Source organism: Arsukibacterium perlucidum DSM 18276 (assembly GCF_000382165.1).
Taxonomy (GTDB): Bacteria; Pseudomonadota; Gammaproteobacteria; order Enterobacterales; family Alteromonadaceae; genus Alishewanella; species Alishewanella perlucidum.
The window spans coordinates 42,995-56,529 of sequence record NZ_KB907718.1; the positions used below are offsets into that span (position 1 = coordinate 42,995).

Annotated in this window: 14 protein-coding genes and 1 riboswitch; of the genes, 9 read left to right on the forward strand and 5 right to left on the reverse strand. The window is 47.7% G+C overall.

Annotated elements, in window-relative coordinates; translation table 11 throughout:
* Positions 1 to 11: 11 nt before the first annotated feature.
* Entirely contained in the window at positions 12 to 2,033 is a 2,022-nt protein-coding gene (locus tag H141_RS0113185) for a TonB-dependent receptor family protein (RefSeq protein ID WP_205620392.1), read from the forward strand.
* 8 nt (positions 2,034 to 2,041) lie between these two features.
* Here H141_RS0113185 and H141_RS0113190 read toward each other — a convergent pair whose 3' ends face one another.
* A complete protein-coding gene (locus H141_RS0113190) occupies positions 2,042 to 3,142 on the reverse strand; it encodes an AI-2E family transporter (protein WP_019676750.1) in 1,101 nt (366 codons plus the stop codon).
* 280 nt (positions 3,143 to 3,422) lie between these two features.
* Here H141_RS0113190 and bepA point away from each other — a divergent pair, with 280 nt between their 5' ends.
* The 4 genes from bepA (at position 3,423) to H141_RS0113210 (ending at position 6,320) form a co-directional block, all read left to right on the forward strand.
* Positions 3,423 to 4,871 carry a beta-barrel assembly-enhancing protease gene (gene bepA, locus H141_RS0113195; protein ID WP_019676751.1) on the forward strand — a complete coding sequence of 483 codons (1,449 nt, stop codon included), beginning with the start codon at positions 3,423 to 3,425 and terminating at the stop codon, positions 4,869 to 4,871.
* Positions 4,872 to 4,948: 77 nt separating this feature from the next.
* A complete protein-coding gene (gene arsC / locus H141_RS0113200) occupies positions 4,949 to 5,296 on the forward strand; it encodes an arsenate reductase (glutaredoxin) (protein WP_019676752.1) in 348 nt (115 codons plus the stop codon).
* Positions 5,296 to 5,883, forward strand: a complete 588-nt coding sequence (gene wrbA / locus H141_RS0113205; RefSeq protein ID WP_019676753.1) for an NAD(P)H:quinone oxidoreductase — start codon at positions 5,296 to 5,298, stop codon at positions 5,881 to 5,883. The genes arsC and wrbA overlap by 1 nt, the downstream gene beginning before the upstream one ends.
* Positions 5,880 to 6,320, forward strand: coding sequence for a DUF2069 domain-containing protein (locus tag H141_RS0113210; RefSeq protein ID WP_019676754.1), 441 nt, complete (start codon positions 5,880 to 5,882; stop codon positions 6,318 to 6,320). The genes wrbA and H141_RS0113210 overlap by 4 nt, the downstream gene beginning before the upstream one ends.
* Positions 6,321 to 6,332: 12 nt before the next feature.
* On the opposite strand, the gene H141_RS0113215 is transcribed toward H141_RS0113210, so the two are convergent.
* Entirely contained in the window at positions 6,333 to 7,100 is a 768-nt protein-coding gene (locus H141_RS0113215) for a substrate-binding periplasmic protein (protein WP_157610918.1), read from the reverse strand.
* A 171-nt stretch (positions 7,101 to 7,271) separates the two neighbouring features.
* On the opposite strand from H141_RS0113215, the gene H141_RS0113220 reads away from it, so the two are divergent.
* Positions 7,272 to 7,853 carry an LON peptidase substrate-binding domain-containing protein gene (locus tag H141_RS0113220; RefSeq protein WP_019676756.1) on the forward strand — a complete coding sequence of 194 codons (582 nt, stop codon included), beginning with the start codon at positions 7,272 to 7,274 and terminating at the stop codon, positions 7,851 to 7,853.
* 39 nt (positions 7,854 to 7,892) lie between these two features.
* Here the strand turns inward: H141_RS0113220 and queE are convergent, their stop codons facing one another.
* The gene (gene queE / locus H141_RS0113225; RefSeq protein ID WP_019676757.1) at positions 7,893 to 8,561 is read right to left on the reverse strand and encodes a 7-carboxy-7-deazaguanine synthase QueE; all 669 of its coding nucleotides are present in this window, start codon (positions 8,559 to 8,561) and stop codon (positions 7,893 to 7,895) included.
* Between the two features lie 93 nt (positions 8,562 to 8,654).
* Here queE and queC point away from each other — a divergent pair, with 93 nt between their 5' ends.
* Positions 8,655 to 9,314 carry a 7-cyano-7-deazaguanine synthase QueC gene (gene queC / locus H141_RS0113230; protein WP_240473128.1) on the forward strand — a complete coding sequence of 220 codons (660 nt, stop codon included), beginning with the start codon at positions 8,655 to 8,657 and terminating at the stop codon, positions 9,312 to 9,314.
* A gap of 126 nt (positions 9,315 to 9,440) precedes the next feature.
* Positions 9,441 to 10,682, forward strand: a complete 1,242-nt coding sequence (locus H141_RS0113235; protein ID WP_019676759.1) for a dicarboxylate/amino acid:cation symporter — start codon at positions 9,441 to 9,443, stop codon at positions 10,680 to 10,682.
* 67 nt (positions 10,683 to 10,749) lie between these two features.
* Here H141_RS0113235 and lysC read toward each other — a convergent pair whose 3' ends face one another.
* Complete coding sequence (gene lysC / locus H141_RS0113240) at positions 10,750 to 12,099, reverse strand: lysine-sensitive aspartokinase 3 (protein WP_019676760.1); 1,350 nt, start codon at positions 12,097 to 12,099, stop codon at positions 10,750 to 10,752.
* Positions 12,100 to 12,192: 93 nt separating this feature from the next.
* A riboswitch (Lysine riboswitch) is annotated at positions 12,193 to 12,362 on the reverse strand.
* A gap of 168 nt (positions 12,363 to 12,530) precedes the next feature.
* Positions 12,531 to 12,803 carry a DUF3081 family protein gene (locus H141_RS0113245; protein WP_019676761.1) on the reverse strand — a complete coding sequence of 91 codons (273 nt, stop codon included), beginning with the start codon at positions 12,801 to 12,803 and terminating at the stop codon, positions 12,531 to 12,533.
* Between the two features lie 119 nt (positions 12,804 to 12,922).
* Between H141_RS0113245 and H141_RS0113250 the strand changes: the two genes are divergently transcribed.
* Positions 12,923 to 13,519, forward strand: coding sequence for a hypothetical protein (locus H141_RS0113250; RefSeq protein ID WP_019676762.1), 597 nt, complete (start codon positions 12,923 to 12,925; stop codon positions 13,517 to 13,519).
* Positions 13,520 to 13,535: the final 16 nt, after the last annotated feature.

Below are 13,535 nucleotides of genomic sequence, written 5' to 3' on the forward strand. Positions count from 1 at the left end.
GATAATTTCTTTTGCCTCGTTTTAAGATGCTACTTACCGCCAGCTCGCTGGTGGCGATTTTTAATGCTGCAGCCCTAAAAGCTGAAGAGCCTGTAGAAATAATTGTGATCAGTGCCACCAGCAGTGCTCAAAACTGGCTGCAAAGTCCGGCCAGTGTCGATATATCCTGGCCTGAGCAATCAGGTTTGCTGTTCGACAGTGCCCAGTTGTTGCAAGGTATCGCTGGTTTACAAGCAGACAGCAGAGCTAATTTTGCGCAGGACACCCGCTTGAGTGTCCGGGGTTTTGGCAGTCGCAGTCCTTTTGGTATAAGAGGTATCTACCTGCAACAAGATGGCATTCCGCTCAGCGCACCTGATGGTCAGGGCCAGCTGGCCAGTGTGTTACTTGACAATGTACAAAGCATAGAAGTATTGCGGGGGCCTTTAGCCGTGCTCTACGGCAACGGCGCCGGCGCGGTAATTTCACTGCGCAGCCGCCAATATAATCAGAGTGAGCTGACAACCAGCGTTGCCCTGAGTGAACAACATCAGCAACAACAGCTTAAGCTTGCCGTGGTAGGCGATAAACAAAGCCTGCAGTTAGCAGCAAAACAGTTTAAAACAGAAGGCTACCGGCCGCACTCACGGGCAGCAAAAGACCAGCTGCAACTTAACTGGCAACGGCAATTATCAGACAACCTGCAGTTAAACCTACGGTATGACTGGGCATACGACCCATATTTACAGGATCCACTTAGTTTAAGCCCGGCCCAGTGGCGCGAAAACCCACGCCAGACCATTGCCGCAGCAAACTTATTTGATACCGAGAAAACAGTAAAACAACACCAAACCAGTATCAGTTTAACCGGTGACGGAAGCAACCCATTGCAGCTTGCTTTGTGGCAGGGCGAGCGTGCTATTAATCAGCGTCTGGCCTTTCCTGGCTCAGCCATTACTTCGGCCGGTGGCGAAGTGCTACTTAACCGTCAATATCATGGTCTGAAAGGTCAGTATCAGCTGGCTCTGCATAACAAGGTAAGCGCAGTGATCGGTGGCAGTGCAGTTCAGACTGATGATCGTCGCTTTGGCTTTATTAATGACTTTGGCCAGCGGGGCGCGCTGCGCCGGGATGAAGACAACAGGGCCAGCAACCTGGACGGTTTTATTCGCCTGAATTATCAGGCCAGTGCAGCTATAAACTGGCATGGTGGCTGGCGCTACACTGATTTAGCTTACCAGATAACCGATTATTTCATTCAGGGCGATAACCCCGACGATAGTGGCCAACGCAATTACTATCAGCAGGCTTTTGCAGCTGGTGTTAACTGGCAGTTGACTCCACATTTTGCATGGTTTGCCAGCGCAGGCAAAGGCTTTGAAACCCCTACCCTGGCTGAACTTGCATACAGTGCTGTTGGTGGTGGAATTAACCTGCAACTGGATGCAAGTACCAATCAGCAATGGGAAACCGGCGTTAAATGGCAAAATAGTCAGCAGCGCGCCAGTTTCAGCTTGTTTAATATTGCTACTGACAATGAAATTATCGCCCAGCGCAGTGACGGCGGACGCACCAGTTTTGCCAACGCCAGTAAAACCAGCAGAGTTGGTCTGGAATTTCAATGGCATTATCAACTATCAACGCAGTGGCGCTCTGAGCTATCCGGACATATTTTACAGGCAGAGTTCGACGATGGCCCCGCAGCAGGTAAGCAGTTACCTGGCGTTGCCGCAAGTGAGGTGAACTGGCAGTGGCATTTTACCCCGCTATTAACAGTGCCAATACATGTTACGTTACAAAGTCACTACCGTAGTAAGGTATTTACCAATGATAACAATAGTGACGCCGCACCGGCTGCAGTTCATTTCAGCGCCAGTATTAATAGTCAGCAACGATATCAGCAATGGCAGTTCAGCCAGTGGCTGAGCCTGAATAATATAACCGACAAACACTATGTTGGTGCTGTGGTAGTAAATCAAGCCAACGGCAGATCATTTGAGCCCGCCGCCGGCCGCGAGGTAGCGGCCGGGCTCAGCGCCAGTTATTATTGGTAAACAACGGCTTATTTAACAGATGACTCAACAGCACTGTCAGCAACAGCCTCAGAGTGTGGATAGACCCTGCTCGACCAGGCCTTAATGGTTGCTTTGACCAAAGAGGCCAGAGGGATGGCAAAGAAGATGCCCCAGAACCCAAACAGACCACCAAAAAACAGCACGGCGATAATAATAAATACCGGATTCAGATCAACAACTTCCGAAAACAACAAAGGTACCAGCACATTACCGTCTAAGGCCTGAATAATGCCATATGCCAGCATAAGATAACCAAACTCTGCGGTAAAGCCCCACTGAAACAGTGCAACCAAGGCGATGGGCAAAGTCGCCAGAGCGGCACCGATATAAGGAACCAGCACCGAAAAGCCAACACAAACAGCGAGTAATAATGCGTAATTCAGGCCAAAAAGCGTGAATACCACAAAGCTTACGGCACCGACAATCAGGATTTCCAGGATCTTACCCCGGATGTAATTCATGATCTGACCGTTCATTTCATGCCAAACCTGACTGATCAGTTTGCGTTCGCTTGGCAGCAACCCAACAAAACTGCTACTTAATGACTCTTTGTCCTTCAGCATAAAAAACACCATCACCGGCACCAGTACCAGATAAATCAGTACGGCTACCACATCAAAAATTGAGGCCAGTGACAGCGACAGAATTTCCCTGCTGAAAGTCATCAGGCGCTCATCTGCTGTCTGGATCATCAGGTATATTTGTTCAGCGCTGACCAAACCGGGAAACATCGCTGGCAACTCAAGTAAATAAGTCTTGCCCGATTCGATCATGCTGGGTAAATCCTTCGCCAGATTGCGCCCCTGAGCCCAGGCAGCCGGGATAATTGACATTACAATCAGGGTAATCACTGTAATAAAACTTACAACAACAACTGCAGTACTGATAGTACGACTACACCCCAGCCTGGTTAAGCGCGCTACCGGCCACTCCAGCAAATATGCAAATGCAATTGCCACCAATACCGGCCCAAGCATGCCGCTCAGCCAATATATCGCCAAAAATCCCAACAGCAGCGTTAGAAATAAGGTCACTACCTGAGGGTCTGAAAACTTATTGGTGTACCACTTTTTTAACCAGTCAAGCATAACGCAGCTCCAACCCTGTACTTGCAATAACAACGAAGTGCGTCAGTATAACGAAGTTACAACAAATTTTGTGGCTTATATGTCAGACTGACTGCGGATTATGCTAAATTATCGGTAAATTTGTCGATTGCGCTGCGTCAGATTGACTGCCAGATAAAATGACTGCTGTAATACCTTGCTTGCTACTGAACTAAATCGTTAATTAACAGACCAATAATCCAGTTAATGCCAGCATCTGACACAACTATAGACACATTATTGATACAATCACCGGGGCAGTATGTCGTATAAAGCAGCACAGCAGTTTTTAATCGGTTGCCTGGCCAGTTTCAGTCTGATAACCAGCCAGGTAACAGCTCAGTCAGGCTTGCCAGATATTGGTGGCAATGCGTTTTCTACTATCACTCCTGAAAAAGAAAAACAGCTTGGTGATGTCCTGATGCGCCAGACCCGTGGCAGCTTGCCAATGGTGTACGACCCCTTGCTTGATGAGTATATTAACGATCTCGGCAACCGCTTAGTTGCCCGCGCCAGTGATGTTAAGTTTCCATTTAGGTTTTACTGGGTAAATAACAAACATATCAACGCTTTTGCGACCTTAGGCGGTAATATTGCTTCTCATACCGGCACACTTGCACTGTCAGAATCTGAGAGTGAGTTCGCTTCAGTAATGGCTCATGAAATTGCTCATGTCACCCAACGTCATATAGCCCGCTTTGTTGAAGCGCAAAACCAACGTGCGCCTATGTCGTTAGCGGCCATCCTGGGCGCCATTGTGCTGGCAACCGTAAACCCTGAGGCCGGCATGGCCGCTATGATGGCGACCCAGGGTGCAGCTCAGCAAAGTGCCATCAACTTTACTCGTGGTAATGAACAGGAAGCTGACCGGATAGGCATGAAAGTGCTGGCTGATGCTGGCTTTGATCCCTACGCGGTTCCTGAATTTTTTTACAAGCTTACCCAGCAAAGCCGTTTTGTTAATCAACAATTGGCATTTTTGCAAACTCATCCGTTGTCACAAGCCAGGGTAAGCGACACCCGGCTGCGGGCTGAGCAATTTCCGAAACGTTATATCCCTGACAGTCAGGACTATATATTAAGCAAAACCAGAGTGCTGGCGCGCTATCATTACCCCACAAAAGAAACTGTGGCTATCTTCCAACAACGATTAAGTCAGCCGGGAGGCAATACCAAGGCTAACCTTTACGGTTTGGCCCTGGCTAAACTGGATAACAACCTGTTTACTGAAGCACAGCAAATTATCGAAAACTTACTGCAGCAAGATCCACACAACTTATATTACGTAGATGCATATACTGATATTTTACTGGGCCAGAATCAATTTACCAAAGCGCTGGAAATGCTGGAACAAGAATACCTGATCAGACCCAATAATCAGGTAGTGACTCTTAATTACGCCAACGCTGCGGTAAAAGCAGGTAGCTATCGACTGGCTATCCACCTGCTTCGTAATTTACTCTATTACAAAAGCGACAATATTCTCGCTTACGATTTATTATCAGATGCTTATAAGCAACTGGAAGACTACCCTAAGTATTATGAAGCCAGGGCAGATTTGTATTACCAACTGGCAAATTACCCGAAAGCTATTGATGATCTAAACGAAGCGCTAAATCACATCGGTGACAATTCCAGGCTGGAAAACAGACGGGTTGAAGCAAAGAAACAACAACTGCAAGCCGAGTTCGACCGGCTTAAAAAAATGTAGCCGGAATGTTTTTAACAGCATCAGACGGCAATTTTCGTTTAGAATTTCAGCAAGTTTAAAAAGTTAACGGAAAAATTATGATTACTATTTACCACAATCCACGCTGCTCAAAAAGCCGTGACGCGCTTGCGCTGCTGCGGCAACATGACACTCAGCCCTTAAATGTTATTGAGTATCTGAAGTCCCCCCCTACCGCTGATGAGTTAAGCGCTATTCTGGCAAAACTCAAGATCCCAGCCCGGCAACTACTCCGCACCACAGAAGCTGAATATAGCAAGCTGCAGCTGGAGAATCAGGCTCTGACTGACCGCCAGCTGGTTGACGCAATGGTGGCACATCCAAAGCTGATAGAGAGGCCAATAGTCATCAACGGTGAGCGTGCAGCTATTGGCAGGCCACTTAGCAACATAAGTGCCATTCTCTGATGAGCACTACTGTACTGGTACTTTATTATTCAAAACATGGCAGCGTGGCTGCACTTGCTGAAAAAATTGCAATTGGTATTGCCCAAACCGGTGCCAACGCTGTTATCCGCAGCATCGCCAGCTTTGACCCAGACCAGCCCAGCCGTCATCCGCTGGTGGCAAACAGCGATTTAAGTCAATGTGATGGCCTGGCGTTTGGCAGCCCGGTGCGGTTCGGCAACATGGCCGCCGAGGCGAAAGCATTCTGGGACAATACCAGCAGTATCTGGTTAAAAGGTGAATTAATAAATAAAGCTGCTGGTGTTTTTACATCGTCAGGCAGCATGCACGGCGGTAATGAAGCAAATTTATTAAGTATGATGTTACCACCACTGCACCATGGCATGGTGTTAATGGGTATTCCTTACGCTGAACCTGAATTACATAATACCCAGACTGGTGGCACGCCCTATGGCCCTACGCACGTTAGTGGTTTACAGGGTAATACCAAACTAAGTGTCGATGAACAACGGTTGGCGGTCGCCTTTGGCAAGCGACTGGCTCAACTAAGTATGTCCTTAAAATCTGCAGGTTTTGATAAACAATGAATGACAACGCTGAGCTGGCAATGGCGCCGCGCACTAAAATGTATCTCCGATTAGCCCGAACCGGATATTGGGGGCTGTGGCTACTGATCCCGTTATGGTTATTATGGTTAGCTCCTGCTACCTATGGCGGCGCCAATCAGTTAACAGGTAATAAACTGATCAGTGCTGGCCTGCTGTGGTTGCCGTTATGGTTGCCAATGTATGGCATTATAAAAGGCAAGGCTTACACTTTCGCCTGGGCTAATTTTATTGTGATGATTTACTTTCTGCACAGTTTGACTAATTTATGGGTTAGCACCGGCATGTATCAATTTTTGGCACTTATTGAGTTAATTCTGGCATCAATCATGTTTATTGGCTGCACCTATTATGCCCGCCATCGTGGCATGGAGCTGGGTTTGAAAATACCCAGGCTTAAAGACGATCCCCGTCGCTAGTTAGCCAGCACACTATTCGGCAGCTTCGCCTTTATAGCGGCGGAGTTGCCGGCCAATAAACTTATTATCCACCAGCAGATTAAGGCCTCTCAACAACCGGGTTGCCAGCAACGGATCATAACGGCTGATAGCACAATACACTGAGGGTGCTTCTGACCAGATCGGATCAGCACCAAAGTCCCCTAAACCGCCGTTGTTCATAAAAAAATAGTAGGACAAGTCAACACTCATCACTACATCAAGCCGCCCTTGCTCAAGCCGTTTCAGATTATTTTGCAATGAATGCGCATCATCGCGGATCACATCGCCCAAGGCAAACACCTGCTCCAGCTCGGGGTAAGTGAAGCCCCGGGTTGTACCCACCCGTTTGCCAGCCAAATCAGGTAGCGCAGTTATGGGCGGGCTGTCTGCCCGGCGAATAAATAACTGTTGAGTAGCAAATAAAGGTGGGCTCCAGAAATACAGGCCTGGCTCGGTTACCCAATCAGGATTAAGAAAACAGGCAATATCTGCTTGTCCCGTCTCCAGCCAGCTCTCAATACGCGCTCTGGGTAAATCAAGATACTGAATATCAAGCTGGCTCACCAGTGCCAACGCATCAAGAATATCTTTACTTAAACCGGCACTCAACTTGCCAGCATCATCAAAAATGGCGTAAGGGGGAGTATTACTGTCACTCACCACAGCCCGCAATATATTTCTTTCGCTGGCAGCGGCATTCCAACCCATTACAACTGCCAACGATAACAGCTTTAGACACTGGCGGAGGATGAACAACATTTACACCTCTGAGTAATGCACATAGCAATAGCTTACCCTTTAAATCTAACATGATTTGTTAAAATAGCCAGTGCGCTGGCGCGCCAGAAATATTTGACTGGCGCCGATCTGAAAAACTGCAATGGCCGTATTGTTTACATTGTCAGATAACGAATTTCAGTGAAATGCAGTATGAGTAAACAATTAGCGTTATTCCCTTTAAGCAGCTTTATTTTACCTGACGGTAAAATGCGGTTGCGGGTATTTGAAAAGCGCTATATCAGGCTGGTAAAAGAGGCCGGTCTGGGCAAACGCAGTTTTGCCATGGCTTTGCTCAATCCGTTTGTTTCCCAGCAGCATCGTGATCGGATCCTGCCGCTGGCAACGGAAGTCGTCATTGAAGATTTTGAGCAATTACCTGATGGTTTATTAGGAATAACTGTCAGAGGCGTAAAGCGGGTAGAAATTAACAAACGCTGGCAAGAAGAAGATGGCCTGAATGTAGCGGAGGTTGCAGAGTTAACTAACTGGCCTGCAATCATGCGCTGCCAGCGCTATACAGACCTTGCTGATTCGTTATTGCACCTGCTGGCAGAATACCCTCAGCTGCAACAGCTTTACCCTGAACCTGAAATTGACAACGCAAGCTGGCTGGCGGCGCGTTGGCTGGAGCTAATGCCAATGCAGCCCGGTTTAAAACAAAAGCTGTCGGCTGAACATGACCCAATGATCTGTCTGGAAAGCTTACAAAACTGGCTTGAGCATAATTCATGAGCTGCAATTCAGCTAACTCGTTCAGGCTAGTTTAAACAATTATTCGATACCCAGATATTTATGAACCTGCACACTCAACCGCCAGTTATGCTTCTTGCAATATGCAATTGCCAGCGCTGTCGCTTTGACCTGCTGGCTGATAGGTTGCAGATAAATCAACTTATTGCTGATATCAGTCTCCTGCAACAGCTGTAAAAGTTGCTCGATATGTTTGTCCATCGCCACCGGATGTTTTATTTCATCAGCCCGGTCCAACGCACTCTGTAATACCTTGTAACCACCTTTCATATTGATTTTAGGTGAAACCGTTACCCAACTCTGGCCCGGAACCAATATCTCAAAGGTACCGCTGGTTTCAATCTGAGTTTGATAGCCGGCGTCGTGCAAAGTGTTACAAAGCGGATTTAAATCATACATGCAGGGCTCACCGCCGGTAATCACCACATGCTTCGCCTGATAAGCTTCCGCTTTAAACAAGGTCAGTAGTTGCTCAGCTGTTACTGCCGTCCACTGCTCAGTATCTGCTGTTTTCGCCATGACCTGGTCCCGGCTAACCTCCAGTTCAGGGTTAACCTGCCAGGTATGTTTAGTGTCACACCAGGCGCACCCCACCGGACAACCTTGCAGCCGGACAAATATTGCCGGTACACCGGTAAAGCTGCCTTCGCCCTGGATGGTTTCAAATATTTCGTTAACCTTATACAACAAGCCGCGGTTTCCTTTATGACAAGCAGGTGATCTGACAGCGATGTTCAAGTACAATGCGCGGCCAATTTGCCCGCTATTATACAGAGAGAGACAATGATGAGCCAAAAAGTTGTGGTTATTTATTCTGGTGGTATGGATTCATTTACCATTTTGCATAAAGCAATCGCCGCCGGTCATGATGTTTATGCTCTGTCGTTTAACTATGGTCAACGCCATGTTAAAGAACTGATATGTGCAGCAGATGTCTGTAAAGAGCTGAATATAAAGCATAAAATTGTTGACATCTCGGCTATTAACCAGCTGATCAGTGGCTCGTCATTAACCAGTGATATCGATGTGCCGGAAGGCCATTATGCGGCCGAAAATATGAAATCGACAGTCGTGCCAAACCGCAATATGATTTTGTTATCACTGGCCGTTGGCTATGCCGACTCCATTGGCGCCCGTGCCGTTTATTATGGAGCGCACTCTGGCGATCACTTTATTTACCCGGATTGCCGGCCTGAATTTGTGCAGAAAATGAATGACGTTTGCCAGATTGCCAATTACCAGCCAGTTGATATTGTCAGCCCCTACCTGTATCAGACCAAAATTGAGATACTGTCTGACGGCCTGGCGATGGGCCTCGATTACAGCAAAACCTGGACCTGCTACAACGGCCGCGATAAAGCCTGTGGTAAATGCGGCTCCTGCCAGGAACGATTAGAAGCGTTTAACCTTAATAACGCCGTCGACCCACTACCCTACGAATAACTAGCCGGGTTGATCCAGACCCAGTTGTTATAGCATATACAAAAGCGGCCTTGTGGCCGCTTTTGTCGTCTCTATAATGGCGCGACTTTTTCTCGTCACAGTAACTATATTTTCTGGTGGTAATTTATGTTTACGTACTGGTTTGCAATTCCTTTCTGGCAACGGGTGCTGGGCGCCTTAGTATTGGGCGTGGTAACCGGCCTGGTCCTGGGTGAAACCGCCACCGCTTTAAAACCTTTGGGCACCCTGTTTATCAATGCCATCAGGATGCTGGTGGTGCCGTTAGTATTATTTGCGCTTATTACCAGCATTACCTCGCTGGCTGACAACCAGAAAATGGGCCGGTTGGCAGCAAAAACCGTTGGCCTGTTTTTATTTACGGCTTTTATTGCCAGTTTAATTGGCTTAACTATCGGCAGCTTAATGAATTGGGGCGATGCCTTGCAACTTACCGCCAGTGAAGTGCGGGATCGTACTATTCCACCGGTTGCTGATGTGATTACCGGGCTAATTCCAACCAATCCGGTTGCGGCGCTGGTAAATGGTAATGTACTGCAGATTATTGTCTTTGCCAGCCTGGTCGGTATTGCCATCAATGTGGTGGGCGAAAAAGCCGAGCCGATGAAAAAAGTGGTGCATGCCGGCGCGGAGATTATGTATCAGATCACCAGGATGGTAATGCAGTTAACGCCACTGGGGGTATTTGGCCTGATGGCCTGGGCCGTAGGCAGTTTTGGTTTGGCGACGTTACTGCCCTTAGCCAAGTTTATTGGCGCTATTTATCTGTCGTGTCTAATTCATATCGTGCTGGTGTATGGCGGCCTGGTAAAACTGTTTGGTGGTATCGGTGTACGGGCTTTCTTTAAGGCAGTTTTACCTGCACAGTTAGTCGCTTACAGCAGTGCCAGCAGCTATGGTACCCTGCCGGTCAGCTACAAGGTAGTAACAGAAGATCTTAAAGTATCAAAAAGCTATACCAGTTTTGTGTTACCACTGGGCGCCACCATTAATATGGATGGCTGCGGCGGTATTTTCCCGGCGATAGCGGCTATTTTTATTGCCCATATTTATGGCATACCGCTGGATGCTCTGGACTATGTACTGATTGCCGGCACTGCTACCCTGGCTTCGCTGGGCACTGCTGGCGTGCCAGGTACTGCCATGGTAATGCTAACAGTCACGTTAAGTGTGGTCGGTTTACCGCTGGAAGGTATTGCTTTTATCGCGGCGGTTGACAGGATAATCGATATGATGCGCACTGCCACTAATGTTACCGGCGATACCATGGTGGCGTTAGTGGTAGGTCGCTCAGAGGGTTTGGTCAATGAAGAAGGGGTGCCAGCTACTGCCGCAGCGGTTAACAGTTAGCGTTTAATCTGTTATTGCCTGATACAGCCCCAGCTCTGGCCTAGCGAGTTGGGGCTGTTGATTCAGTTCAGGCGCTGAATAAATTTGAATGTAATTGCTTCACCACCGCCGGGGCGTCGGCATCCTGTACTAAAAAGCATAAGTTATGCTTAGAAGCACCATGACAGATAAGCCGCATATTAATCCGCTCAAGAGTTTGGAACAGCTCACCGGTAATGCCTTTGCTACTGTGCAAATGGTTACCAATAACCGCAACCAGGCTTAAGCCTTGCTCTACCACCACTTCACAAAACCCCCGCAGTTCCAGCAGTGCCGGCTCTACCGCATGGCTGAACGCGCTGGTCATGCCGCCTTCATCTAAGGTCAGCGCGACGCTGATTTCCGAGGTAGTGACTAAGTCGACCGAGATCTGATGCCGGCTTAAAATATCAAACACCCGGGCTAAAAACCCTGCCGCGTGCAGCATGTCAGGGCTTTTTACCGTAATCAAGGTTTGCGATTTGCGTAAAGCGATAGCACGGTAAGGTGGCCGCTGTTGTACTTCTCTGGCTATCCAGGTGCCTCCGGCTTCAGGCTCACGGCTGGATCCGACAAAGACCCCAATATTGCGACGCATTGCCGGAATAAGGGTGGCCGGATGCAGCACCTTAGCGCCAAACGTTGCCATTTCTGCCGCTTCATCAAAACTAATCTCAGCAATACAGCGCGCCTGATCGGTTAACCTGGGATCGGTAGTAAAAATGCCTACCACATCGGTCCAGATTTGCACCGTATCGGCCTGCAGGGCTTCTGCCAGCAAAGCTGCACTGTAATCAGAGCCACCACGGCCAAGCGTAGTGGTTTGTTCAAAGTCGTCCTGGCCGATAAAACCCTGGGTGACAATCCGTTGTTCAGCAATCATTGGCTTTAAATGGATTTCAGCCAGTTCAGCAATCTGCTTAACCTGCGGCTCAGCCCGGCCAAAACGGCTGTCGGTGCGCATTATCCGGCGAATATCAAAACACTGGGCTTTGGTTCCCCGCTCACTCAACACCTGGCTGAATAGCGCCGAACTTAAGCGTTCACCGAAGGACTGAATAAGGTCTTTATGGGCACTGCTGTATACAGCACCGCCGTTTTCAATCAGCGCTTTCAATTCTGCCAGCAACAATTCAATAGCCGCTGCTACCTGCTCAGGCTGGCTTAAACGGTTTAATACCGCCAGAGTAATAGCTTCAATACCAGCATAAGCGTCATAGCGCTCGGTAACATTAGTGGTTTTAGTAATTTCTACCAGCAGGTTGGTTACGCCAGAGCTGGCACTGACCACAATTACCCGTATTGCGTCATTAGCCAGGATAATATCGGCACAGCGGCACATCGCATCAAAGTCCGCGACACTGGTGCCACCGAATTTTGCAATAATAAGATTGGACAAGGGTGTCTCTCCTTACAAATAAAATAAGCAGAGCATGGCTTTTGCTAATTGCAGCAAAACGGGAATAGTTACAGACCGTTGCTATCGATAACAAAGGCCAGAAGCTCTCCACCAAACAGGTGACAGTCGGCAGGATTCAGCCTGCCCAACCGAAAGTACGCTTGCTATAAGGCGAACTTTCTCGGCGTTAATCCCCCTGGCCCGCGCTGCAAAGTATAGTCTTCTGTCACGGGTTACCTGGTTAACGCGCCTCTTCTGGTCTATCAGATATGATTGACGGCGGCCACTTTACCTCGTCAGCCGCCAGATAGCAATAGCCTTTTAGCCGTCTATCAGCTTAGCGCACGTCTACCGATTTAAATCGGTTATTTTGCGGCGCATGATAACAGCATTAACTGAATACTGCCTTAGTGATATAAGTATTTGATCAACTAATTGTAATGGTTGTTAATATGTTTAATCAGCTCAATAAAAGCATCCATGTCTTTTTCATTCTGCGCGTCACTGTGCCACTTATGATGAAACCCCATTGTCAACTGTACTTTGGCTGAAGCGAAATACACTTCATAGCCATCAAAACCCTGGCTTACCGTCAGGCCATCCAGGGTAAAGCCGGCACCGTGATCAGTATCAACCGCTTTGCCATGTTTCTCTACTTTGGCATAAACATTTAAAAGTAATTTACCATCTAGTTCATTTTGCATAGTGAGTCCGTATTTTAAGGTTAACTCGTGGCTGACGTTTAGCATAGCAGCTAAAAGCCATTGGTTTGATGACTTTACGCAATGCGGGTATAGTACGGTTGTCTTAAAAGGAGAAAAAAATGCAAAAGACGCTTATTGCTTCCGCCTTGCTGTTAAGCTTAAGTCTCAACGCCAATATTGTTCAGGATGCGCCGTTAGTTTCTATCGATAGCCATGACGCCTATTTTAATAACTTAAAAGCCCTGTGTGGCAAAGCTTTCGCAGGAAAAATTGTCGTTGATAACCCTCCTGCACCGGGTTTTGAAGGCGCATTAATAATGCACGTCAGAAAATGTACCGACAGCCAGCTGCAAATTCCTTTTCACGTAGGTGATAACCATTCCCGTACCTGGATTATAACCAAAACCGGCTCTGGTTTAACCTTAAAACATGATCACCGTAATGCTGATGGCAGCCACGATGATCAAACCATGTATGGCGGTCAGACGCTTGATGCCGGCTGGCCAACTGCCCAGTCTTTTCATGCCGATCAGTATTCTAAAGAGTTGTTTACCGCTCGTGGTATTCCGCAATCGAACACTAATATCTGGCAAATGTTTATCTATCCGGAAAAATTCAGCTACCGGTTAATCCGTGAAGGCAGAGAGTTCCGGGTTGATTTTGATCTGACTTCAGAAGTGACTTTACCACCAGTCCCCTGGGGCTACGCTGATTAACTTTTTAAAATAAAAA